General features: G+C 68.0%; 21 protein-coding genes. 9 read left to right on the forward strand and 12 right to left on the reverse strand.

What is annotated here, in order from left to right; genetic code table 11:
- The first annotated feature begins 95 nt into the window (after positions 1-95).
- Positions 96-380, forward strand: coding sequence for a ribbon-helix-helix domain-containing protein (locus tag A7W11_RS20190; protein WP_066417992.1), 285 nt, complete (start codon positions 96-98; stop codon positions 378-380).
- A gap of 136 nt (positions 381-516) precedes the next feature.
- Here A7W11_RS20190 and A7W11_RS20195 read toward each other — a convergent pair whose 3' ends face one another.
- On the reverse strand, positions 517-1,398 hold the full coding sequence (locus tag A7W11_RS20195) for a LysR family transcriptional regulator (RefSeq protein WP_066418003.1): 882 nt from the start codon (positions 1,396-1,398) through the stop codon (positions 517-519).
- Positions 1,399-1,501: 103 nt separating this feature from the next.
- Between A7W11_RS20195 and A7W11_RS20200 the strand changes: the two genes are divergently transcribed.
- Positions 1,502-2,668: an MFS transporter gene (locus A7W11_RS20200; RefSeq protein WP_066418017.1), complete on the forward strand. Its 1,167-nt coding sequence runs from the start codon at positions 1,502-1,504 to the stop codon at positions 2,666-2,668.
- Positions 2,669-2,920: 252 nt separating this feature from the next.
- Positions 2,921-3,889, forward strand: a complete 969-nt coding sequence (locus tag A7W11_RS20205; RefSeq protein ID WP_066418021.1) for a Bug family tripartite tricarboxylate transporter substrate binding protein — start codon at positions 2,921-2,923, stop codon at positions 3,887-3,889.
- A gap of 90 nt (positions 3,890-3,979) precedes the next feature.
- Here A7W11_RS20205 and A7W11_RS20210 read toward each other — a convergent pair whose 3' ends face one another.
- The 3 genes from A7W11_RS20210 to A7W11_RS20220 all read right to left on the reverse strand — a co-directional run bounded on the left by A7W11_RS20210 (position 3,980) and on the right by A7W11_RS20220 (position 7,153).
- Positions 3,980-4,975, reverse strand: a complete 996-nt coding sequence (locus tag A7W11_RS20210) for a tripartite tricarboxylate transporter substrate binding protein (protein ID WP_066418023.1) — start codon at positions 4,973-4,975, stop codon at positions 3,980-3,982.
- 38 nt (positions 4,976-5,013) lie between these two features.
- Entirely contained in the window at positions 5,014-6,039 is a 1,026-nt protein-coding gene (locus tag A7W11_RS20215; RefSeq protein ID WP_066418025.1) for a hydroxyacid dehydrogenase, read from the reverse strand.
- Positions 6,040-6,253: 214 nt separating this feature from the next.
- Positions 6,254-7,153, reverse strand: a complete 900-nt coding sequence (locus A7W11_RS20220; RefSeq protein WP_066418028.1) for a LysR family transcriptional regulator — start codon at positions 7,151-7,153, stop codon at positions 6,254-6,256.
- Between the two features lie 135 nt (positions 7,154-7,288).
- Between A7W11_RS20220 and A7W11_RS20225 the strand changes: the two genes are divergently transcribed.
- Positions 7,289-8,452: an alpha-hydroxy acid oxidase gene (locus A7W11_RS20225; RefSeq protein ID WP_082887387.1), complete on the forward strand. Its 1,164-nt coding sequence runs from the start codon at positions 7,289-7,291 to the stop codon at positions 8,450-8,452.
- Positions 8,453-8,567: 115 nt separating this feature from the next.
- On the opposite strand, the gene ilvD is transcribed toward A7W11_RS20225, so the two are convergent.
- A complete protein-coding gene (gene ilvD / locus A7W11_RS20230; protein ID WP_066418044.1) occupies positions 8,568-10,427 on the reverse strand; it encodes a dihydroxy-acid dehydratase in 1,860 nt (619 codons plus the stop codon).
- A 257-nt stretch (positions 10,428-10,684) separates the two neighbouring features.
- On the opposite strand from ilvD, the gene A7W11_RS20235 reads away from it, so the two are divergent.
- A complete protein-coding gene (locus A7W11_RS20235; RefSeq protein ID WP_066418047.1) occupies positions 10,685-11,974 on the forward strand; it encodes a M20/M25/M40 family metallo-hydrolase in 1,290 nt (429 codons plus the stop codon).
- A 10-nt stretch (positions 11,975-11,984) separates the two neighbouring features.
- On the opposite strand, the gene A7W11_RS20240 is transcribed toward A7W11_RS20235, so the two are convergent.
- A complete protein-coding gene (locus A7W11_RS20240) occupies positions 11,985-12,881 on the reverse strand; it encodes a LysR family transcriptional regulator (protein WP_066419308.1) in 897 nt (298 codons plus the stop codon).
- Between the two features lie 158 nt (positions 12,882-13,039).
- Here A7W11_RS20240 and A7W11_RS20245 point away from each other — a divergent pair, with 158 nt between their 5' ends.
- A complete protein-coding gene (locus A7W11_RS20245) occupies positions 13,040-13,585 on the forward strand; it encodes a GNAT family N-acetyltransferase (RefSeq protein WP_066418054.1) in 546 nt (181 codons plus the stop codon).
- Between the two features lie 13 nt (positions 13,586-13,598).
- Entirely contained in the window at positions 13,599-14,804 is a 1,206-nt protein-coding gene (locus A7W11_RS20250) for an MFS transporter (RefSeq protein WP_066418057.1), read from the forward strand.
- A 60-nt stretch (positions 14,805-14,864) separates the two neighbouring features.
- Here the strand turns inward: A7W11_RS20250 and queC are convergent, their stop codons facing one another.
- The gene (gene queC, locus A7W11_RS20255; protein ID WP_235816927.1) at positions 14,865-15,605 is read right to left on the reverse strand and encodes a 7-cyano-7-deazaguanine synthase QueC; all 741 of its coding nucleotides are present in this window, start codon (positions 15,603-15,605) and stop codon (positions 14,865-14,867) included.
- 122 nt (positions 15,606-15,727) lie between these two features.
- Between queC and ppc the strand changes: the two genes are divergently transcribed.
- Positions 15,728-18,580, forward strand: coding sequence for a phosphoenolpyruvate carboxylase (gene ppc / locus A7W11_RS20260; protein ID WP_066418069.1), 2,853 nt, complete (start codon positions 15,728-15,730; stop codon positions 18,578-18,580).
- Positions 18,581-18,592: 12 nt separating this feature from the next.
- Here the strand turns inward: ppc and A7W11_RS20265 are convergent, their stop codons facing one another.
- The 5 genes from A7W11_RS20265 to A7W11_RS20285 are packed head-to-tail and all read right to left on the reverse strand — an operon-like array spanning position 18,593 to position 22,784.
- Positions 18,593-19,639: a threonine aldolase family protein gene (locus A7W11_RS20265; protein WP_066418073.1), complete on the reverse strand. Its 1,047-nt coding sequence runs from the start codon at positions 19,637-19,639 to the stop codon at positions 18,593-18,595.
- Positions 19,640-19,646: 7 nt separating this feature from the next.
- On the reverse strand, positions 19,647-20,381 hold the full coding sequence (locus A7W11_RS20270) for an amino acid ABC transporter ATP-binding protein (RefSeq protein WP_066418075.1): 735 nt from the start codon (positions 20,379-20,381) through the stop codon (positions 19,647-19,649).
- Positions 20,382-20,404: 23 nt separating this feature from the next.
- Positions 20,405-21,094 carry an amino acid ABC transporter permease gene (locus A7W11_RS20275; RefSeq protein ID WP_066418076.1) on the reverse strand — a complete coding sequence of 230 codons (690 nt, stop codon included), beginning with the start codon at positions 21,092-21,094 and terminating at the stop codon, positions 20,405-20,407.
- An 18-nt stretch (positions 21,095-21,112) separates the two neighbouring features.
- Entirely contained in the window at positions 21,113-21,859 is a 747-nt protein-coding gene (locus A7W11_RS20280; RefSeq protein WP_066418082.1) for an amino acid ABC transporter permease, read from the reverse strand.
- 16 nt (positions 21,860-21,875) lie between these two features.
- Positions 21,876-22,784 carry an amino acid ABC transporter substrate-binding protein gene (locus A7W11_RS20285; RefSeq protein WP_066418086.1) on the reverse strand — a complete coding sequence of 303 codons (909 nt, stop codon included), beginning with the start codon at positions 22,782-22,784 and terminating at the stop codon, positions 21,876-21,878.
- A 140-nt stretch (positions 22,785-22,924) separates the two neighbouring features.
- Between A7W11_RS20285 and A7W11_RS20290 the strand changes: the two genes are divergently transcribed.
- A complete protein-coding gene (locus A7W11_RS20290) occupies positions 22,925-23,860 on the forward strand; it encodes a LysR substrate-binding domain-containing protein (protein ID WP_156523173.1) in 936 nt (311 codons plus the stop codon).
- Positions 23,861-24,042 lie beyond the last annotated feature (182 nt).

Genomic DNA, 24,042 nt, shown 5'->3' on the forward strand with positions numbered 1-24,042 from the left:
GGGAGACGCCCGGTGGAGATCGGGCGCCTCTCTTTCAGTCGCGGGTGAAAAATCAGTATGATAAAGTATGAACCATCTTATCGAGAGGATGGCGCATGTCCACGACTCTGGAACGCCTGACCATCACCATGCCCCCTGAAATGGCCGCCAGCATCAAACAGGCCGTGGATGAAGGAGACTATGCCTCGACCAGTGAAGTTGTCCGAGAAGCGGTGCGCGAATGGAAAATTCGCCGCGAGTTGATGTTGAATGAGCTGACCGCGCTCAAGGCAGATATCGACCAAGGATTAGCGGATGTCGCCGCGGGCCGCGTTAAAGATTTTGACGCAGACAGCATCATTGCTCGAGGAAGATCGCTATTGGCCACCCGCTCCAGCTAACTGACAGTGCAGACCGCGATCTACTGGAGATCTGGTCGTACATTGCACGCGAATCGGTCGCCAGCAAGTTCATCCGGCGCGCGCGATCTGGCCTCGATCGCGCATCAAGACGGGTTCAAGCACTGAGTCCCGGCCGCTACATCCGTTCCGACAGAAAATCCAGGAAGCACGCAATGCGCCGCGCCAACTGCGTGTTCCGGTAATACACCGCATGCAGCGGCTGCCGATACCCGTTGTCCGCCGAATCAAGCACCCTCACCAGGCGCCCTGCCTCCAGATCCGCGCGCGTCATGAACTCTGACAGGCAGGCGATGCCCAGCCCCGCCAACACCAATCCACGGATGGTCTCGCCACTGGATGCCGCCATGTCCGGCACGATGGGATAGGTATTGCCGCCCTCGTGCCGCACCGGCCAGTTGTTCAGCGACTCGGGCTGCGTGAAGCCGATCTTCATGTGCTGCGCCAGCGCGGCCACGTTGCGCGGACGGCCATGCTTCTCGATATAGGCAGGGCTGGCCACCAGGTACAGCCGCGACGGACGGAACGGCCGCGCATGCAGCGATGAATCCACCAGCGGACCGGCGCGGATCGCCAGGTCGGTGCGATGCTCGACCAGATCGACGATGCGGTCGTTGCTGGTCAGCTCCAGTTGGATGGCGGGATAGCGTTCATGGAAAGCGGCCACGTGCGGCACGATGCAATGCAGGATCACCGGCGCCGAGGCATCCACGCGCAGCCTGCCCGCCGGCTGCTGGTGGCGGATGCGCATGCACTCCTCGGCCTCGTCCAGCGCGCCCACGATGCCGCGCGCCTTCTGCTGGAACTGCAGGCCTTCCTCGGTCAGCTCCATGCGGCGCGTGGTGCGCGTCAGCAGCGTCACGCCCAGTTGCTCTTCCAGCCGCGCCAGCGCCCGGCTGACGCCCGAGGCCGTCTGCCCCAGGGATTCGGCCGCCGCGCTCATGCTGCCGGTGTCCACCACCGCCAGAAAGACCCGCAAGGCATCTGAATTGAGCGCCATCTTTGCCCCCAGAACATAAGTCCTGTGATTTTAGAGTGCTTTTTCTCAAAGATCCCGCGGCGCACAATGCCGGGCATTCGATCCCTTAACTGGAGTTTTCATCATGCCTATCGCGCTTTGGGCGCTTGCCGTGGGGGCCTTCGGCATCGGCACCACGGAATTCGTCATCATGGGGCTTTTGCCTCAGGTCGGGGCCAGCCTCGACGTCACCCTGTCCAGCGCCGGCTTGCTGGTGACCGGCTACGCCCTGGGCGTCACCGTGGGCGCGCCGCCCGTGGCCATCCTGACCACGCGCCTGCCGCGCAAGACGCTGCTGCTGGCGCTGATGGTGATCTTCATCGCGGGCAACCTGGCGTGTGCGCTGGCGCCCGACTACGGCTGGCTGATGGCCGCGCGCGTGCTGACCTCGCTGGCGCATGGCGCCTTCTTCGGCGTGGGGTCGGTGGTCGCCACCAGCCTGGTGCGCGCCGACAAGCAGGCCTCGGCCATCGCCCTGATGTTCACCGGCCTGACGCTGGCCAACGTGCTGGGCGTACCCTTCGGCACCTGGCTGGGCCAGGCCTGGGGCTGGCGCTCGACGTTCTGGGCCGTGACGGCCATCGGCGTGGTGGCGTTCATCGCCATCGCCGCCCTGGTGCCCGCCAGCCGTGGCACCCATCAAAGCAATCTGCAGGGGGAACTGCGCGCCCTGGCCCGTCCGCAGGTGATGCTGGGCTTCCTGATGACCGTGCTGGGCTTCGGCGGCGTGTTCACGGCCTTCACCTACATCTCGCCCTTGCTGACCCAACTGACGGGCTTTCCCGAAAGCGCGGTCTCGCCCATCCTGCTGCTGTTCGGCGTGGGCCTGGTGGCCGGCAACACCTTCGGCGGCCGCATGGCGGACCGCCGGCTGATGCCCACGCTGGTCGGCAGCCTGGCCGTCCTGGCCGTGGTGCTGGTGCTGTTCACCTTCACCGTGCACGACAAGGTATTGGCCGTGATCACCGTCGGCGTGCTGGGGGCGGCCGCCTTCGCCACCGTGCCCCCGCTGCAGATGCGCGTGCTGGAGCAGGCCGGCGGCGCTCCCAACCTGGCCTCGGCCTTCAACATCGCCGCGTTCAACCTGGGCAACGCCATCGGCGCCTGGCTCGGCGGCCTGACCATCGATCACGGCCTGGGACTGGGCAGCACCCCGCTGGTGGCCGCGGCGGTCACGGCCAGCGGCTTGCTGGTGGCCGTCTACAGCTGGCGCCAGGACCGCAAGACCGTGCCGGCGATGGCGGCCATGTAACCCCTTCGATGCTGCGCAGGACACCGGCCCGAGGCAGCACGGCGCGGACCGTATGACGTGAACATCGCGTGCCCCGGGCGTCCAGACTTTCCGTCTCACTACAATCAAGCCAGCACCGGGTCCTGGCCGCCAGGCCCGAGCCCGGCGCAACAGATGCCCCGCAACCGTGCGAGGGCGCATGAAGGCCTCGCTCCGCCCCCACGGCTTGCTGTCCGCCCCGGGCCGATCCGAAGGCCAAAACGGAGACAAAGGATGCAGCACTTCACCCGGGCGGCAGCCCTGCTTGCCTGTCTTGCCGCGGTGGCCGCGCCCGCCGCCGCGCAGGACGCCTTTCCCACCAAGCCCGTGCGCCTGATCGTGCCGCAGACACCGGGCGGCGCCTCCGACGTGCTGGCGCGCATCGTCAGCCAGCAGCTCACGAAGAAATGGGGCCAACCCGTGGTGGTGGAGAACCGCGCGGGCGCGGGCGGCAACGTCGGCATGGAAGCGGTGATCGCCGCCGAGCCCGACGGCCATACGCTGTTGATGAGCTACGTCGGCACGCAGGCCATCAACGGCGCGCTGTACAAGAACCTGTCCTTCGATCCCGGCACCGGCTTCGCGCCGGTCGCCACGCTGGCGACGCTGCCCTTCGTGGCCGTGGGCCGGCCCGACGCGCCGTTTCATACGGTGCCCGGGCTGGTGAAGGCCGCGAAGGCGGGACGCGTGACGTATGGATCGGCGGGCAACGGCTCGGTGAACCATCTGCTGGGCGAAATGTTCAACCGCGCCGCCGGGGTGAAGATGGTGCACGTGCCGTATCGCGGCGCGGCGCCGGCCCTGCAGGATCTGCTGGGTGGCCGCATCGACGTGGTCTTCACCAGCCTGCCCTCGGTGGCGGGGCAGATCAAGAGCGGCAGCCTGCGGCCCATCGCGGTCACCAGCGGCCAGCGCGCCAGGTCGTTCGCCGGCATTCCCACCATCGCCGAAGCGGGGTTCAAGGACTTCGACGTGAATCCATGGTTCGGGCTGATGGCGCCGAAGCAGACGCCCGCCGCGCGGGTGGCGCGCATCAATCGTGACGTGAACGAGATCCTGCGCCAACCTGAGGTGGCCGAGAGCTTCGCCGCGCAAGGCGCCCAGCCCTACATCACCACGCCGGCGGAATTCGCCGGCGTGTTGAAGAACGACGTGGCCAAGTGGGGCGCGGTGGTTCGGGCATCGGGCGCCAGCGTGGATTAGCGCGCGGCTCCCTGAATGCAGCGTGGTCGCGCGCGGCCGGATCCGGCCGCGCGCGACCCGTCTCTCAGCGAGATGACGGCTTCGTCCCGATCACTTGTCGATCCAGGGCGACGTCTTCCACTGCGCGCGGAACTCGGCCTCGCCCTGTTCCAGCACCCGGGCGTAATCCGCCGGCGCTAGGTAGCGCAGCGGCGCGAACAATTCGCGGGCCTTGGCCTGGAATTCGGGATCGTCGTAGGTCTTCTTCACGGCATCCACCAGCTTGGCGCGCACCGCGTCGGGCAGGCCCTTGGGCGCGGCCAGTCCGCGCAGCGAGGCCAGCTCGAAGTCGTAGCCCTGTTCCTTGAACGTCGGCACGTCGGGCAGCGCCGGTGAGCGCTTCTTGGACATCTGGCCCAGGATGCGCAGCGGCGTGCCGCCCTTCTGGTACTGCAGCACCTCGCCGATGTTGATGGCGCCCATCATGATCTCGCCGCTGGCCATCGCGCTGCGCACTTCGCCCGCGCCCTTGTACGGCACATGGTTCAGCTTGGTGCCCGACGCGGCCTGGAAGCGCAGCATCGCCAGGTGATCGTCCGATCCCGTGCCCGTGGTGCCCACGGTGACGGCGCCGGGATGCTTCTTCGCGTAATCGGCCAGGTCCGCCAGCGATCTGATGGGGCTGTCCTCGCGCACCGTGAACGAATCCGGATCGTCGATCAGGTTGCCGATCAGGTCGAAGCTGCGCCACGTGAAGTTGGCCGAGCGCTCGATGGGGATGGTCAGCATGTTGGGCGTGTTGATGAAACCGATGGTGTAGCCGTCGGGCGTAGCGCGCGCGATCTCGCCGAAACCGATGGCGCCGCCCGCGCCCGGCCGGTTCAGCACGACGATGCGCGCGTCGTTGCCCAGGTACTTCTGCAGGAACGGCGCCATCATGCGTGCGACCAGGTCGGTGCCGCCGCCGGGACCGTACGACACGATCATGTTGATGGGATGCGACGGGTAGTCCGCGGCCATGCCGGCGGCGGGCAGCGCGGCGGCGGCGCAGAACAGCGCGGCGCCGGCAAGCCGGCCCAAGGTACGGCGCTTGTGGGATTGCTGCATGCTTGTTGTCTCCTGATGCGGCGCTCTGCCGCGTATCGTTATGCCAGCCGGTCGATGCGCTCCAGCGCGGCTGGCCAGGCCTGCGGGTTGACGAGATGCGGCGGCCGCTGGCCGGCCAGCATGGCCAGCAACTGCTCGGCCGCGGATCGCGCCACGTTGCGGCGGGCCTCGTGCGTGACGCCCGCCGTGTGATACGTGCCCACCACATTGGGCAACTGCAGCAGGGGCGCGTCGTTGCCGGGCGGCTCCTGCTTCCAGACATCCAGGCCCGCGCCGGCCAGATGGCCGCTTTGCAGGGCGTCGTACAGCGCGGCCTCGTCGTGCACGCCGCCGCGCGCGGTGGTGATGAAGACCGCGCCCGGTTTCATGCGGGCGAACGCGGCCGCGCTCATCATGCCGCGCGTCTCGGCGCTCAGCGGGCAATGCAGCGACACGATGTCCGACTGCGCCAGCAGGTCGTCCAGCGAGACCGGCTCGGCGCCCAGCGCGCGCAGGCTTTCCGGCGGCAGATAAGGGTCATGGGCCAGCACGCGCATGCCGAAGCCCTGCGCGATGCGCGCCGCCCGCGAGCCGATCTGGCCCAGCCCGATGAAGCCGATGGTGTTGCCGCGGATCTGGTGGCCCATCAGGTGCTCGCGCGTGAAGCCGCTGTCATGGCGCAGGCGCTGATGCGATTCGACGATGCGGCGGCGCACGGCCAGGAGCAGCGCGAAAGTATGTTCGGCCACCGAGTCGGCATTGCCGCCCGCCTGGTTCACCACCGCGACGCCAGCGGCGGTGCAAGCGGCCACGTCCACCGTGTCGTAGCCGGCGCCGGTGGTGGACACGCAGACCAGGTCGGGACACTGCGCGATCAGGTCCGCCGTCACGAACAGCCTGGGCGGCAGCTCATCCTTGGCAACGCTGACCAGATAGCCATGCGCGCCGCGCAGCGCCGACAAGGTGGCATCGACCTCGCGGGTGGGAGTGATCGTGAGTTCGACATTCGGCTGTTCGGCCACCAACTGGTCGAAGATGGGATCCAGCCACATATCGAGGCGGACCAGGCGTTTTGCGGACGTCATGGCGTTTCCTTCACGCTGCGGATCCGCACGCCCGCGATCCGGCCAGAACACGCCGCAAAGCGCATCGGGCAGCCGGCTTCGCTCGGGGCGGGTGTCTCCGGTCAGGAATGATTGTTGTAGGCAAACACTCTATCCCTGCCAAAAAGTGAGATAAAGCGAATTATTTTCTACTTTGAATTTCGCTTTTTGGAAATACCAAAATGCTGCACTGCAATCACATCAGACAGGACGGTGCATGGAAATCGATGCAGCGCTGCGCCAGGTCGCGCATGCAGCCCAGCAATGGCCGGGTGTCGTCGCGGCGCCACTGGATGGTGTAGCTGAGCGGCTGCGGCGCCGGGAACTGCTCCAGGAACGCCAATTCGCCGCGCTCGACCAGCACGCGTGCCCAGGCCGTGGGCAGGATGCCGATGCCCAGTCCCTCGCGCAGCATGCCCGCCACCGCGCCCCAGCCGTTGCAGCGCAGATTGCGGCCGGGTGACACGCCTTGCGCGGTCATCCAGTCATCCACGATGCGGATCACGCCCGAACTGTTGGGCAAGGCCACCAGCGTATGGTCGCGTAGCGCCGCGGGCGGCAGCCAGCGCGCGTCGCGCACGGCCCCGGGACTGGCGACCCATTCGAACTCGGCCTGCCCGATCAGCACGGAGGTGATCGACGCCCGCGTGGACGGCCCGCCGATGATGCCGAAATCCAGGTCGCCATCTTCCAGGCCCAGCTCGACCTCTTCGCCCACGCCGACGCGCGGCTCGACCAGGAGGTTCGGATACTCGCGCCGGATCTCGGCGATCAGCCGCGGCATCCACGTCATGGAACTGAGTTCGCCCACGCCGAAGCGGCAACGGCCCGCCAGCGGCACGCTGTCGGCCGCGCGTTGCAGGAAGTCATCGGCCGAACGCAGCAGGTCACGCGCATGCGGCAACAGTTGTTCACCCAGCGGCGTCAGGACGGCGCTGCGCGCGCTGCGGCTGAACAGCTCGGAGCCGATCACGCTTTCCAGTTCGGCCAGCCGCTTGGACAGCGACGACACCGAGATGTTGAGCCGGCTGGCCGCGATGGCGAAGCTGCGGCAAGTGGCGGCCCAGTAGAAGGCTTCGAGTTGCTTGAGGGTCATGACGCGGCATAAAGTGAATAAAAGCGAAGTGTTTTATATCAATAAACTCGCTTTATCCCAAAGGTGCCGCACTCCTATCATCTGTCGATGCGGCCGGGACCGCCGCGCATTCCCCCTTCAAAGAACAACGAGACCATGTCCTCTTCCTTGCGCCACATTCTGAACCTGCAGGATTTCGAGGCAGCGGCCGAACGCGTGCTGCCCAAGCCGATCTATGCCTACGTGTCCGGCGCGGTGGAGGACGGGCTGTCGGCCCGCGCCAACCGTGACGCCTTCGCTCAATACGCGTTCGTGCCGGATGTGCTGGTCGACGTGTCCCGGCGCAGCACCGCCGCCACCGTGATGGGCCACGCCTACGCCGCGCCGGTCGGCATCGCCCCCATGGGCATCTCGGCCCTGTCCAGCTATCGCGGCGACATCGTGCTGGCGCGCGCCGCGGACCAGGCCGGCATCCCTTGCATCATGAGCGGTTCCTCGCTGATCCGCCTGGAAGACGTCATGGAAGCCGCGCCGCGCACGTGGTTCCAGGCCTACCTGCCGGGCGACGAGACGCAGATCCGCGCGCTGATCGACCGCGTGGCCGATGCCGGTGTGCAGACACTGGTGCTGACGGTGGACACGCCCGTGGCGGCCAACCGCGAGCACAACCTGCGCGCGGGCTTCTCCACGCCGCTGCGCCCCAACCTGTCGCTGGCATGGCAGGGCATCACGCATCCGCAATGGCTGTTCGGCACCTTCCTGCGCACGCTGTTCAAGCACGGCATGCCGCACTTCGAGAATAACTACGCCACACGCGGCGCGCCCATCGTGTCGCCCAATGTGCAGCGTGATTTCTCCGATCGCGGCCACCTGAACTGGTCGCATGTGGAAGCCATCCGCAGGCGCTGGCAGGGACGCATGATTATCAAGGGCATCGTCAATCCCCGCGACGCGGCGCTGGCGCGCCAGAAAGGCATGGACGGCGTCATCGTGTCCAACCACGGCGGACGGCAACTGGACGGCACGGTAACGCCCCTGCAGATGCTGCCCGCCATCGTGGACGCCGCGCCGGGCCTGGAGATCATGCTGGACAGCGGCGTGCGGCGCGGCACCGACGTGCTCAAGGCGCTGGCGCTGGGCGCGAGGTGCGTGTTCGTGGGACGGCCCTTCAACTATGCCGCGGCGGTGGCCGGGCCGGCGGGCGTGGCGCACGCCATCCGGCTGATCGTGGAGGAAGTGAAGCGCGACATGGGCCTGCTGGGGGTGATATCGACCGAAGACATCAAGCCCACGCATCTGGTGCGCGCCGACGGGCGATAGTGGCGATCTTGCGGGATATCCCGCGCGCATGAAAGACACCCCACGACTCGGATCGGCATCCGGTTCATGGGGTGTGATTCATTCAGGCGTTTTTCGCGCCTGAGAATGACCGCAATCAGCGCTTCAACTGCGACAGGTCGCGCACGGCGCCGCGGTCGGCCGAGGTGGCCAGCGCGGCATACGCCTGCAGCGCCAGCGAGACCACGCGTTCGCGGTCGACCGGCTGCCAGGCCTTGTCGCCGCGCGCTTCCATGGCGGCGCGGCGGCGCGCCAGTTCGGCGTCGTCCACGGCCAGGTGCATGCGGCGATTGGGGATGTCGATCTCGATGATGTCGCCGTCTTCCACCAGGCCGACCGTGCCGCCCTCGGCGGCTTCCGGCGAGGCATGGCCGATCACCAGGCCCGACGAACCGCCCGAGAAGCGGCCATCGGTGAACAGCGCGCAGGTCTTGCCCAGGCCCTTGGACTTCAGGTAGGACGTGGGGTACAGCATTTCCTGCATGCCGGGGCCGCCCTTGGGGCCTTCGTAGCGGATGACCACGACGTCGCCCGCCACGATCTTGTCGCCCAGGATGCCTTCGACGGCGTCTTCCTGGCTTTCGAACACGCGGGCGCGGCCCGTGAAGACCCATTGCGACTCATCCACGCCGGCCGTCTTGACGATGCAGCCCTTCTCGGCCAGGTTGCCGTACAGCACGGCCAGGCCGCCATCCTTCGAGTAGGCGTTTTCCTTGCTGCGGATGCAGCCGGTCTTGCGGTCGGCATCCAGCGTGAGGAACGTGGCTTCCTGGCTGAACGCCACGGTGGTGGGGACGCCACCGGGGGCCGCGCGGTAGAACTTCTGTGCGGCTTCGCCGGCGCCGCCCGCGATGTCCCATTGCGCGATGGCGTTGCCCAGCGTACCGCTGTGCACGTTGCCGCAGGACAGGTCCAGCAGGTCGGCTCGGCCCAGTTCACCCAGGATGCCCAGGATGCCGCCGGCGCGGTGCACGTCTTCGATGTGGTACTTGTCGGTGGCCGGCGCGGCCTTGCACAGGCAGGGCGTGCGGCGCGAGATGCGGTCGATGTCGGCCATGGTGAAGTCGACGCCGGCTTCTTGCGCGGCGGCCAGCAGGTGCAGCACGGTGTTGGTCGAGCCGCCCATCGCCACGTCCAGCGTCATGGCGTTCTCGAAGGCGCTCTTGGTGGCGATGGCGCGCGGCAGCACCGAGGCGTCTTCCTGCTCGTAGTAACGGCGGCACAGGTCGACGACCAGGCGGCCGGCCTGCTCGAACAGACCGCGGCGCCAGGCGTGCGTGGCGACGATGGTGCCGTTGCCCGGCAGGGCCAGGCCGATGGCTTCGGTCAGGCAGTTCATCGAGTTGGCGGTGAACATGCCCGAACAGGAACCGCACGTGGGGCAGGCGCTGCGCTCGACCTCTTCGGCTTCCGCGTCGGACACCTTGGGATCGGCCGCCTTGATCATGGCGTCGATCAGGTCGATCTTGGCGATGACCTTGCCGTCGGTGGGCGACAGGACCTTGCCGGCTTCCATCGGGCCGCCGGACACGAACACGCAGGGGATGTTCAGGCGCATGGCGGCCATCAGCATTCCCGGGGTGATCTTGTCGCAGTTCGAGATGCAGACCATGGCGTCGGCGCAGTGCGCGTTGACCATGTACTCGACCGAGTCGGCGATCAGTTCGCGCGAGGGCAGCGAGTACAGCATGCCGCCGTGGCCCATGGCGATGCCGTCGTCCACGGCGATGGTGTTGAATTCCTTGGCGACGCCGCCGGCGCCCTCGATCTGCTTGGCGACCAGCGCGCCCAGGTCGCGCAGGTGCACGTGGCCCGGCACGAACTGGGTGAACGAGTTCACGACCGCGATGATCGGCTTGCCGAAGTCGCCGTCCTTCATGCCGGTGGCGCGCCACAGGGCGCGTGCGCCGGCCATGTTGCGGCCGTGGGTGGAGGTGCGGGAACGGTAGTGCGGCATGGCGGCGGCTCTCTGGCGGGCGGGGTCGATTCCGAAGAGGAAATTCGGCAAAACTCCAGATAATACGCCGTTCCACGGGGATGCACGGAAGCCCGAGGCCCGCAACCCGGAAAATCCCCCTACTGGCCAGGCGGATTGAAGCCTATCTTGGACGGGCTGCCCGCGGCCGGGGCATGCCTGGTGCGCTGTCCCCGCCGGCGGGTGGATGCGGGCGGATGATCCGCCCTCCATAGGCTTCCCCCACGAGGAGACCGTCGATGCCCTGCCGTTCCCGTTTGCCGCTCGTCCCCGCCCTGACCCTGCTGTCGGCCGCCCTGCTGGCCTGCGCCGCGCAGGCCGCGCCCCAGGCCAACGTGCTGGAGGCGGCCCGAGCGCAGGAGCAACCCATGCTGGACACCATGCGCGACCTGGTCGGCATCGAGTCCGGCAGCAAGGACGTCGAAGGCGTCGAGCAGATCGCCAAACTGGTGCACGACCGGCTGAAGGCGCTGGGCGGCGCCGTGGAAATCCTGCCGCCCAGCGACGTGTACCGCATGGACGACACGCCCGAGAAGACCGGCCCGATGGTGCACGCCGAGTTCAAGGGCACGGGCAGGAAGAAGATCATGCTGATCGCGCACATGGACACCGTGTACCGCAACGGCATGCTGAAGGACCAGCCGTTCCGCGTGGACGGCGAGCGCGCCTATGGCCTGGGCATCGCCGACGACAAGCAGGGCGTGGCGCTCATCATCCACACCCTTTCCACGCTGCAGAAACTGGGCTTCAAGGACTACGGCACGCTGACCGTGCTGATCAACGGCGACGAGGAGATCAGTTCGCCCGGCGCGCGCAGCACCATCACGCGCATGGCGTCGGACCAGGATGCCGTGTTCTCGTTCGAGGGCGGCGGCACCTCGGGCGACCTGCGGCTGGCCACCAGCGGCATCGGCTCGGCCTACCTGACGGTGCAGGGACGCACCTCGCACGCGGGCGCGCGGCCCGAAGGCGGCGTGAACGCACTGTACGAACTGGCGCACCAGTTGCTGCAGATGAAAGACCTGTCCAAGCCCGATGACGGCCTCAAACTGAACTGGACGGTGGCGCAGGCGGGCACCAACCGCAACGTGATCCCGGGCCAGGCCACGGCGCAGGCCGATGCGCGCGCGCTGAAGGTGGAAGACTTCGATGCGCTGGAAAAGGCCATGCAGCAGCGCATCCAGAACAAGCTGCTGCCCGAATCCAAGATAGGCCTGAAATTCGAGGTGCGCCGTCCGCCGCTGTCGGCCACACCCGCCTCGCGCGCGCTGGCGCAGCACGGCGCGGCCATCTACCGGGAACTGGACATGGACATGAAGGTGCTCGACCGCGCCACCGGCGGCGGCACCGACGCAGCGTTCGCGGCGCTGAAGGCGCGCGGACCGGTGGTCGAGGGCATGGGCCTGTCCGGCTTCGGCGCGCATTCGAACGATGCGGAGTACATCCAGATCAAGACCATCGTGCCTCGGCTGTACCTGGCCAGCCGCATCATCATGGACCTGTCGCAGGACAAGGTGCAGGGGCAATAGCGCGGCGCGGTCAGCCGCGCTTGCCGCGCAGGGCCAGCAACATGTCGGCCACCTGCCGCAGGCCGCGGCTGACCGGTTTGTCGCGCCGCATCACCACCGCCAGTTGGCGTTGCAGGCGGGGCCGCAAGGGCCGCACGGCCAGCGTGTCGCGCACACCGCTGCCCTGCACCGCCAACCTGGGCAATATCGCGCAGCCCAGGCCGGCGGCCACGATTTCCTTCATGGCCTCGGTGCTGCCCAGCTCCATCACCGGGCGCGCGGCCAGGCCCGCCGCCTCGAACCAGTCATCCACCAGCCGTCGCGTGCGCGCGCCCGGCTCGAACAGCACCAGGGGCCGCTGCGCCAGCGAAGCCGGCGTGACGCGCGCGGGCAACGCGGCTTCGCCGGCCGGAAAAATGGCAACGAATTCATCATCCAGCACGGGCGTTACCTGGAACATGCGGCCGGGTGCGGGCAGCGTGACCAATCCGATATCCAGCGCATTGCCTTCGATGCCGCGCAACACATCGGCCGTGTTGCCGGTGCTGGCCACCACGTCCAGGTCAGGGAAGCGGCGGCGCAGGGCGGCCAGCATGCCCGGCAGCAAATAGGTGCAGGCCGTGCCGCCCGTGCCCAGGCGCACGCGGCCGCCCACGCCCGCCGCATGCGATTGCATGGCCTGGTCCGCCTCGGCCACGGCCGCGTCGATGCGCCGGATGTGTTCGACCAGTTCGTGCCCCGCATGGGTGGGCGCCACCCGCCGGCCGACGCGTTCGGCCAGCCGCAGGCCGTAGCGCCGCTCTAGCTGGCGCACCTGCTGGCTGACGGCGGGCTGGGTCAGGCGATGGCGTTCGGCCGCGGCCGAGAAGCTGCCCAGCTCGATCACGTCGAGAAAGATGCGGAGATGGTCGAGGTTGAGCCCGCGCATGATCGTCATGGACAGAGGAAGAAACGCTTCCGATGATACGGCGACGCGCCGCGCAACGGCAAAGTTTTGCTTATGCAAGGAAGAAGCCATCAAAGCTTCTTTTATTGGACCGCCAGGCGCACACTGGCGTCCTGCGTATCCTCCCTCACGTTCCGCCCATGACCGACACCGCCCGCCCCGTATCGATCCGCGACGCCGCCGATGGCGACATCCCCCGCATCCAGCAGATCTACGCCCACCATGTGCTGCACGGCACCGCCTCGTTCGAACTCGAACCGCCCACGCCGGACCAGATGCGCGACCGGCGCGCCGACGTGCTGGCGCGCGGCATGCCGTATCTGGTGGCGGAGGTCGATGGCGCCGTGCGCGGCTATGCCTACGTCACACCGTACCGGCCGCGTCCGGCCTACCGGCACACCGTGGAAGACTCGGTGTACGTGGAAGCCGGCTGGGGTGGCCTGGGCATCGGCACTCTGCTGCTGGCCGCGCTGGTCGAACACTGCACCGCTGCCGGCTGGCGCCAGATGCTGGCGGTGGTGGGCGACAGCCGCAACGGCGCCTCGCTGGCGCTGCACGCGCGCCAGGGCTTCCATCCGGCGGGCACGCTGCGCTCGGTGGGCTTCAAGCACGGCGAATGGCGCGACACGGTGCTGATGCAGCGCGAGCTGGGCGGCGGCGACCGCACGCCGCCCGAACGGGCATGACGCCGGGCGACCCATGTTCTCCCCTCGCGCCATCGTCTGCATCGGCCTGTCGCAGTTGCTGGCATGGGGCGTGTCGTTCTACCTGATCGGCAACTTCGGCCCCGCCATGCAGGCCGAACTGGGATGGAGCGCGGCGGCCGTCTATGGCGGCATGTCGGGCGGTATCGCCTGCATGGCGCTGGTCTCGCCCATGGCCGGCCGCGCCATCGACCGCTGGGGCGGCCGCCGGGTCATGCCAGCCGGCGCGTTGCTGGTGGCGCTGGGCTGTGTGCTGCTGGCCTGTACCCACACGTTGGCGTCTTATGGCGTGGCGTGGGCCGTCATGGGCATCGGCATGCGCCTGACGCTGTACGACGCCGCCTTCGCCGCCCTGGCGCGCGCGGGCGGACCGCAAGCGCGGCGCGCCATGTCGCAGATCACGCTGTTCGGCGGATTGGCCTCGACCGTGATGTGGCCCGTGGGCCAGGCCTTGGCCGGCACGCTGGGCTGGCGCGGCGCCTTGGGCGTCTATGCGCTGTTGGCGCTGGTGATGATGGGGCTGTTCCGGGCGTTGCCCGAGGGCCGGTGGGCGCCTGTCGCCAACGGCACGGCATCATCCGGTTCGCGCACCCATGCCACGCCGGAACATCCCTGTCTGACGCAGACCCTGTATGCCGTCATCGTGATGATGGCCAGTTTTCTCACGGCGGGCAACGCCACGCACCTGATCGCCATGCTGCGCGAACTGGGCCTGGCCGCGCCGATGGCGGTCAGCGTGGCGGCGCTATGGGGCGTGGGACAGGTTACCGGTCGGCTGGCCGAATTGCTGTCCGGCAATCGTTTGACGCCCGTGGCGCTGAATACGCTGACCGCGCTGTTGCTACCGCTGTGCTTCGTGGCCGGGCTGGCGGGTGGATACCTGGCGGCAGCGGCCTGCTTCGCTTTTTTCTACGGCGTCTGCAATGGCCTGTTCACGATCACGCGCGGCACGCTGCCGCTGGTGCTGTTCGATCCTCGAGCCTATGGCGCGATCGTGGGAAGGCTGCTGGTGCCGGCGCTGCTGATGACGGCGGCGGGGCCGCTGGTGTACGCCGAAGTGATAGAGCGATGGGGCGCGCGGTCCGCCATGCTGCTATCGCTGGCATGCGCCTGCTTGCTGTTGGCCACGTCATTGGGATTGGCCTGGCGTTTCGGAACAAGGCAAGGCCGGGCGGGCAAGCCCGCGCAAGGCACGCCGTGAACAGGCATGGCCTGTGCCAACGCCTGTGCTTGCGGACGGGAAAAAAACGCAGACGGCGGCTCAAACCGCCGCTTGCTGCCCGGCCTTCCAGCGCAGCCATCCCGCCGCGCGCAGCTCGCACGCGGGGCACGTGCCGCAGCCATAGCCCCAGTCGTGGCGCCCGCCGCGCTCGCCCAGGTAGCACGTGTGGCTGTGCTCGACGATCAGGTCGACCAGCGCCAGCCCGCCCAGGGCGCGCGCCAGTTCCCAGGTCTGCGCCTTGTCGCGCCACATCAGCGGGGTCTCGATGGTGACGCGCGATCCCAGCCCCAGGCTGAGCGCCACCTGTTGCGCCTTGATGGTGTCGTCGCGGCAATCGGGGTAGCCCGAGAAATCGGTCTCGCACATGCCGCCCACCAGCACGTCCAGCTGGCGGCGGTAGCCCAAGGCGGCGGCCAGCGTCAGGAACAGCAGGTTGCGGCCCGGCACGAAGGTATTGGGCAGGCCGTTTTCCTGCATCTCGATCTGGCGATCGGAGGTCAGCGCGGTGTCGCCCACCTGGCCCAGCACGGACAGGTCCAGCAGATGGTCTTCGCCCAGCTTGGCCGTCCATTGCGGATACCCGGCACGCAGCTCGCGCAGCACGTTCAGCCGCGCGTCGAGCTCGATGCGATGGCGCTGGCCATAGTCGAACGCCACGGTCTCGACGTGGGCATAACGGTCCAGGGCCCAGGCCAGGCAGGTGGTGGAATCCTGGCCGCCGGAGAACAGGACCAGAGCGCGGCGCGTATCCGGCGTGGGGGCAAGCATGGGGGTAGACATGCCGGCACTTTAACCCAGGCCGGCCGGCCCGGCTGCGTACAATGCCCGCATCGCAAATCGCGCATCAGAGCAGCACACCGAACCGCTTTCTCCCTTCCCTTCTCCAGACGGATCCGTAGCCCATGAAAGTCGTACGCCCGCAGTCCGATTCCGCAGAAAACTCGCGCCACACCATACGCCTCTTGGGGCGAATGCTGGGCGAGGTGATCGAGGCCACAGAAGGGGAACGGGTGTTCGACACCATCGAGACGCTGCGGCGCACCGCGGTGCGCTTTCGCCGCGAGGGCCGGGCGGAAGACGGCAAGGTGCTGGAGCAGCGCGTCAAGCGCCTGCGCGGCAACGATCCCAATGCGGTGGCCCGTGCCTTCAGCTATTTCCTGCACCTGGCCAACATCGCCGAAGACCGCGACCAGAACCGCGCGCAGCGCGAGCAGTTGCTGGCCAGCGCCGAGCCGCCGCGCGGCAGCCTGCGCGATGCCCTGGCGCGCCTGAAGGCGCAGGGCGTGGGCCCGGCCCGCGTGCGCCGCCTGCTGGCCGATGCCTGCGTCATGCCCGTGCTGACGGCGCATCCGACCGAAGTGCAGCGCAAGAGCACGCTGGACGCGCACCGCGAGATCGCCGCGCTGGTGGCGCAACGCGAACAGCCGCAGACGGAAGAGGAACGCGCCGAACTGGACCTGGCCCTGCTGGGCCGCGTGGCCACGCTGTGGCAGACGCGCATGCTGCGCTATACGCGCCTGACGGTGGCCGACGAGATCGAGAATGCGCTGTCCTACTACCGCAGCACCTTCCTGTCGGTCGTGCCGCGCCTGTATACCGACCTGGGCAAGCTGCTGCATCCCGACGGCACGCAGCGCCCCTTCGCCGCGCCGGCCGAACCGCTGCAGCCGTTTCTGCGCATGGGCAGCTGGATCGGCGGCGACCGCGACGGCAATCCCAACGTCGACGCCGGCACGCTGGAGCGCGCCCTGCTGCGCCAGGCCACGGTGTTGTTCGAGCACTATCTGCACGAGGTGCACACGCTGGGCGCCGAACTGTCGATCACCACGCTGCTGATCGGCGTGGAACCCGCGCTGCGCCAACTGGCCGACTCCGGCGGCGACGACTCGCCGCACCGCCGCGACGAGCCCTACCGCCGTGCGCTGGTCGGCATCTATGCGCGCCTGGCCGCCACGGCACGGCAACTGACCGGACAGGACCTGGCGCGCCGTTCCACCTACACCGCCGAGCCCTACGCCGCGCCGCAGGAGTTCGCCGCCGACCTGGCCCTGATCGCCACGTCGTTGTCCGAACACCACGGCGCACCCATCGCGCGGCTGCGCCTGACCGCACTGCGCCAGGCCATCGAAGTGTTCGGCTTCCATCTGGCCACGGTCGACCTGCGCCAGAGTTCGGACGTGCACGAGCGCGCGCTGGCCGAGCTGTTCACCCGGGCGGGCGCGCAATGGCGCGGCGTGCCGGTGGACTACGCCGCGCTGGACGAGACCGACCGCGTGGCGCTGCTGCGCGCCGAACTGGCCCATGCGCGCCCGCTGTCGTCGCCCTGGCTGCACTACAGCGACGAGACCGCGCGCGAACTGGCCATCCTGCGCGCCGCCGCCTCGGCCCGCGCGCGCTACGGCAAGCAGGCCGTGCGCCAGACCATCGTGTCGCATACCGAGACGCTGAGCGACCTGCTGGAAGTGCTGGTGCTGCAGAAAGAGGCCGGCCTGATCGCCGCCGCCGGCGACCCCCTGGCCGAAGACGACGGCCTGATGGTGGTGCCCCTGTTCGAAACCATCCCCGACCTGCAGCGCGGCCCCGGCATCATGGCCGAATGGCTGGCCATCCCCGAAGTGCGCCAGCGCGTGAAGCTGGCGCAGGCCGACGTGCAGGAAGTGATGCTGGGCTATTCGGACAGCAACAAGGACGGCGGCTTCCTCACGTCGAACTGGTCGTTGTACCGGGCCGAGCGCGCGCTGGTGGACGTGTTCAGCGAGGCCCGCGTGCGGCTGCGCCTGTTCCACGGCCGCGGCGGCTCGGTGGGCCGTGGCGGCGGTTCCAGCTTCGACGCCATCCTGGCGCAACCGCCGGGTACGGTGGCCGGCCAGTTGCGCCTGACCGAGCAGGGCGAAGTCATCCAGAGCAAGTACAAGGACGCCGAAGTGGGCCGCTGGCACCTGGAGCTGCTGGTGGCCGCCACGCTGGAGTCCTCGCTGGCGCCGCGCGCCGAGGCCGCCAGCGCGGAAGACGCCCACATGGCCGAGCACGGCGCGGCCATGGACTTCCTGTCCGAACATGCGCAAAGCACCTACCGCAAGCTGGTGTACGACACCCCGGGATTCACGGACTACTTCTTCGCGGCCACGCCGGTCAGCGAGATCGCGGGGCTGAACATCGGTTCACGCCCGGCCTCGCGCAAGCAAGGCCAGCGCATCGAAGACCTGCGCGCCATTCCGTGGGGTTTCTCGTGGGCGCAATGCAGGCTGATGCTGACGGGCTGGTACGGCGTGGGATCGGCCATGGAAGCCTATCTGGAGAACGGCGTGCAGGGCGGCCCGCGCACGCGCCGCGCGCGCCTGGATCAATTGCGCGACATGGCCGAACACTGGCCCGCGCTGCGCACGCTGCTGTCCAACATGGAAATGGTGCTGGCCAAGTCCGACCTGTCCATCGCCGCGCGCTACGCGCAGTTGGTGCCCAAGCGCGGCGTGCGCGAGCGCATCTTCGGCCAGATCCAGGACGAGCATGGCCGCACCGTGGCCATGCTGAAACAGCTGACGCGGCGCGACCTGCTGGCCGACAACCCGGCCCTGCGGGCCTCGCTGCGCGAACGCTTCGCCTACATCGACCCGCTGAACTACCTGCAGGTCGAACTGATCAAGCGCCACCGCGCCTTGCAGGAGAAAGGCGCCGAGGAGCCGGATCCCCGCATCCAGAGCGCCATCCACCTGACCATCAACGGCATCGCGGCCGGGCTGCGCAACTCGGGCTGACGCCCGGGCGGCTCAGGCCGCCAGCGACTGGAGCACCTGGCCGAAGGCCTGCACGGCGCGGTCGATCGCCGCATCGTCGATGTGCCGGTGGGTGACGCAACGCAGGCGCGTGGCGCCCCACGGCCGCGTGCGCAGGCCGGCCTGTTCCAGCGCGCCCACCCAGAACTCGCTGCCGCGCCCGGTGGCCGACACGTCGACCTGCACGATGTTGGTCTGCGGGTCGGAAGGCGTCAGTTGCGTGAACTGGCGCAGCCCCTGGCTGAGCCGCTGCGCGCGCGCGTGGTCTTCGCCCAGGCGCGCCACCATGTTCCGCACCCCTTCCAGCCCGGCCGCGGCCATGATGCCGGCCTGCCGCTGCGTGCCGCCCAGCATGCGGCGCAGGCCGCGCGCGCGCACGATCAGGGCCTGATCGCCTGCCAGCACCGCGCCCACCGGCGCGCTCAGGCCCTTGGACAGGCACAGCGACACCGTGTCGGCATGGCAAGCGACGTCGGCAGGCGCCACGCCCAATGCCACGGCCGCATTGCACAGCCGCGCGCCGTCCAGGTGCACGGCGGCGCCGGCCTGGGCGGCCAGGGAGTAGGCATCGCGCATGTGGTCCAGCGGCAGCACCGTCCCGCCCGCATTGTTGTGCGAGGTCTCCAGCGCCACCAGTGTGGTGCGCAGTTTGTGGCCGGTGGCCTTCAGCGTGTCCTGCAGCAGGTTCAGGTCCATGGCGCCGGCCGTGCCGCGCAGGCCCAGGTAGAACACGCCGGTGAACGTGGCCGCGCCGCGTTCCGAGGTGTACATGTGCGCCTCGCCTTCCAGCGCCACCTGCTCGGTGCGCCTGGCCTGCGCCAGCACGGCCAACAGATTGGCCATGGTGCAGCTGGGCACGAACAGCCCTGCCTCCTTGCCCAGCATGGCGGCCGTCCCGGCCTCGAGTTGCCGCACGCTGGGATCGCCGTCCAGGCCATCGTCGCCGATGGGGGCGGACTGCATGCGCGCATACATTTCGGGCGTAGGCCGGGTCACCGTGTCGCTGCGCAGGTCCACGGAATTTTCCAGAATATCGGGCATGGTGTACTCAGTGCTGCAGAATTTTCGAGAGAAACTGGCGGGCGCGCGGCGTACGCGCCTCGGGGTCGCCGAAGAAGGTCTGCTTCTCGCAGTCCTCGACGATGTGGCCGCCGTCCATGAAGATGACGCGATCGGCCACGCGACGCGCGAAGCCCATTTCATGGGTCACCACCATCATGGTCATGCCCTCGCGCGCCAGGTCCGTCATCACGTCCAGCACCTCGTTGACCATTTCGGGGTCCAGCGCCGAGGTCGGCTCGTCGAACAGCATGACGACGGGGTCCATCGACAGCGCGCGGGCGATGGCCACGCGCTGCTGCTGGCCGCCCGACAGCGCGCCGGGATGCTTGTCCTTGTGCGCCAGCAGGCCCACGCGGTCCAGCAGCGCATGGGCGCGCGCACGCGCCTCGTCGCGCGGGCGGCCCAGCACTTTCATCTGGCCCAGGCACAGGTTGTCGGTGACCGACAGGTGCGGGAACAGTTCGAAATGCTGGAACACCATGCCCGCCACGGCGCGCAGCTTGGGCAGGTCGGTGCGCGGATCCCCCACGGAAATGCCGTTGACGTGGATCTCGCCGCCCTGGAAAGGCTCCAGCGCATTGACGGTCTTGATCAGGGTGGACTTGCCCGAGCCCGACGGCCCGCACACCACCACGACCTCGCCCTTGGCGACCGTCGTGGTGCAGTTGTCCAGCACCTGGAAGTCGCCGTACCACTTGCTGACCTGTTTGATCTCAATCATGCCGATATTCTCGTAAATAAGGCCTAGCGCACGACGCGCGCTCGCCGCTCCAGCCGCTTGACCACGCGCGACGCGGAGAAACAGATCAAGAAATACACCACCGCCACGAACAGGTAGAGTTCGACCAGCCGCCCGTCGCGCTGGCCCACCTTGGCGGCCGCGCCCAGGAAGTCCGTCAGCGACAGCACGTACACCAGCGAGGTGTCCTGGAACAGGATGATCACGCGCGTCAGCAGCGCGGGCACCATGTTGCGCACCGCCTGCGGCAGCACCACGTAGCGCATCGACTGCCCCGGCGTCAGGCCCAGGGCCAGACTGGCCGAGACCTGTCCGCGCGAGATGGACTGGATGCCGGCGCGCATGATTTCGCAGAAGTACGCGGCCTCGAACATCGTGAAGGTGATGACCGCCGAACGGAACGCCCCCACCTGGATGGGCCGCGACGCCCCCGTCAGCCATGCGCCGATATACGGCATCAGGAAGTAGAACCAGAAAATCACCAACAGCAACGGCACCGAACGCATCGCGTTCACGTAGAGGCCCGCCGGCACCGACAGCCAGCGGTGGCGCGACAGCCGCATCATCGCCAGCAGCGTGCCCAGCGCCAGGCCCATGACCGCAGCCAGCACGGTCAGCGTCAGCGTGAAGGACATGCCGGTCTGAAGCAGATAGGGCGCCGCGTCCGCGATGGCCCCGAAATCGAAATTACCCACGTTGTTCCGCCTCCGCGCTCAAGCCTTGCGATCGCTGCCGATCAGGCCGGGGACGGCCACGCGGCGCTCCAGCGCCCGCATGCCCAGCACCACCACGCCGTTGATCAGCAGGTAGATCAGCGTGGCCGCACTGAAGGCCTCGAAGATATGGAAACTGAATTCCTGCATGGACCGCGCCTGGCCGGTGAGTTCCAGCAGGCCGATGGTCAGCGCCACCGACGAATACTTGATCGTGCCCATGAACTCGGACGTCAGCGGCGGCAGCACGATGCGATAGGCCTCGGGCAGGATGACGTAGCGATACGCCTGCACCGGGGTCAAGCCGATGGCGATGGCCGCCTGCATCTGCCCACGCGGCAACGACTGGATGCCGGCGCGCAGCTGCTCCGCGACACGCGCCGCGCCGTAGAAGCCCAGGCACAGCAGCGCCGGGACGAACTGGCCCCAGGGCTGCGGCATCTGCTTGATGGCTACGCCCCACGCATGCGGCAGGACCTCGGGCAGCACGAAGTACCACAGGAACATCTGCACCAGCAGCGGGATGTTGCGGAACAGTTCCACGTAGCTGGCGCCCGCGAAATTGGCCCAGCGCGACTGCGCCGTGCGCATCACGCCCACCACCGACCCCAGCAACAGGGCGTAGACCCAGGCCGACAAGGCCAGGGCCAGCGTCCAGCCCGCGCCGATCAACAGGGTCTGCAGATAGGTATGCAGCCCATCGGGGGACATCTCCAGGAAGATGCCCCAACTCCAGTCGTATTTCATGCTGCCGTCCGGCGTGTCAGCGATAGACGTCCGGATCGCCCGAATCGGTCGGGTTCGCCAGGGCCTTCTTCAGCACGTCGCTCATCGGGTAGCGCAGATTGATGCCGCGCGGCGGGATGGGCGAGTTGAAGTACTTGTCGTACAGCCTGGCCACCGTGCCGTCCTTCATCAGCGCGATCACGGCATCGTCCACGACCTTCTTGAACGCGGGATCGTCCTTGGGCTCGACGATGCCGTAGGGCGCCACTTCCAGGCCCTTGCTGCTGATGACGAAGTCGTCGGGATTCTTGGACGACGCCACCGCGCCGTAGGCCAGGCCGTCATCGTTGGCCGATCCGGCGGCACGGCCGTTCTGCACCATCAGGAAGGTCTCGGCCGTGTCCTTGGCCGGCATCATGGTGATGCCGTAATCGTTCCTGGCATTGAGCTGGGTGACCAGCTTGAAAGTCTGCCCGCCGGCCTGCGCCGCGATGGACTTGCCGCGGAACGACGCCAGGTCGTTCACGTCGACGCCGCCATCCTTGCGCGCCAGCAGCACCACCTGCGCCACGAATGTCGTAGGCGCGAAGGCGACGAACTTGTGGCGGTCCGGCAGGTTGGTCGTGTTGCCACATTCCAGGTCGATCGTGCCGTTGGCCAGCAGCGGAATGCGCGTGGCCGAGGTCGTCGGGTTGTAGCGCACGTCCAGCTTGGGCAGCTTCAGCGCCTGCTGCACGGCCTTGGCCACGTGTTCGCAGATTTCCACCGAATAGCCGATGGGCTTCTGGTTGCCGTCCAGGTAGGCGAAGGGCACCGACGATTCCGGATGGCCCAGCGTGATCGACCCGGTTTCGCGGATCTTGTCCAGGCGGCTGTCGCCCGCGGCCTGCGCGGCGCATGCGGCAACCATCAACGTGACGCCCAGCAGGGCGGCAGTCTTTTTCATTTCACTTCCCCTTGGCGCCCGCCAATGGCGGCACGCGTTTTCGATTGATACGCCGCGATCTGGCACGGCTGGCGGAAAGTATGGATTAGCGTTATTTTTTTTGCCAATTCCAACTGAGTATTCATCCATACAGATCTGATATGGCAAATCCTCGCATGCACCTGCGCCACATCGAGGCCTTCCGGGCCGTGATGCAGGCCGGATCGATGACGGCGGCCGCGCGCCGCGTGCACACCTCGCAGCCGCAGATCAGCCGGCTGATCGCGCAGCTCGAGACGCTGACGCAGTTCCCGCTGTTCGAGCGCAACGGCAGCCGGCTGACGCCCACGCAGGACGGCCTGCGCTTCTACCAGGAGGTGGAGAAGACCTTCAGCGGCCTGGCCGGGCTGGAAACCGCTGCGGCCGGCATCCGCGCCTTCAGCGCCGGCCGGCTGAGCGTGGCGGCCATGCCGCGATTGGCGGGCGGACTGCTGGCGCGCATCGTCGCCCGCCTGAAGCAGGACTATCCGGACATCATGGTGTCCATCCACTCGGGCAACGGCGGCGCGGTGCGCGAATGGCTGGCCTCGGGCTTCTGCGATGCCGGCATGGCCCTGCTCTACGACGACGAGCCGGGCGTGCAGATCGAACCGGTGCTGACCATGCACTGCATGGCCGTGCTGCCCAAGGGCCACCGCCTGGCCGCGCTGCCGCGCCTGCGGCCCGCCCACTTCGCCGACGAGCCCTTCGTGTCATTCCCCGCCGGCACGGCCATCCGCGAACGCATCGACCGCATCTTCACGCAGGCCGGCGTCGAACGCCACATCGTCGCCGAGGCCGGGCTGGGCGCCTCCATCTGCGCCCTGGTCGGCATGGGCATGGGCGTGAGCCTGATCAACCCGTTGGCCGCGCGCGAGGAACAGAACAACACGGGCATCGAACTGCGGCCATTCGCCCCCGCCGTGCCGGTGGTCGCCGCCCTGCTCTACCCGCCCTACCAGCAGCGCACCCGCCTGGTGGATGTATTTTCCCAGTACGCCAGCGAGTTCATGCAGCGCGAAATGGCGGAATTCAAAGTGCGCAGCGGTCGGCGTTGACGGAGCGGGTGCGCCAAACAGCATCGTCCATCAGATGGACATATAGGAAATCCAATATGTCCATAGGCTGCAATTCGGGAGTACCGTGCTGAAAATTCTATATGCGCACACTTGTTCGCATATAGAACAACAACGATTTTTCTGGCCACGGCACGGAAAGGCACCACGGAAGAGACGCCCGG

The organism is Bordetella ansorpii (genome assembly GCF_900078315.1).
GTDB classification, from domain to species: domain Bacteria; phylum Pseudomonadota; class Gammaproteobacteria; order Burkholderiales; family Burkholderiaceae_B; genus Bordetella; species Bordetella ansorpii.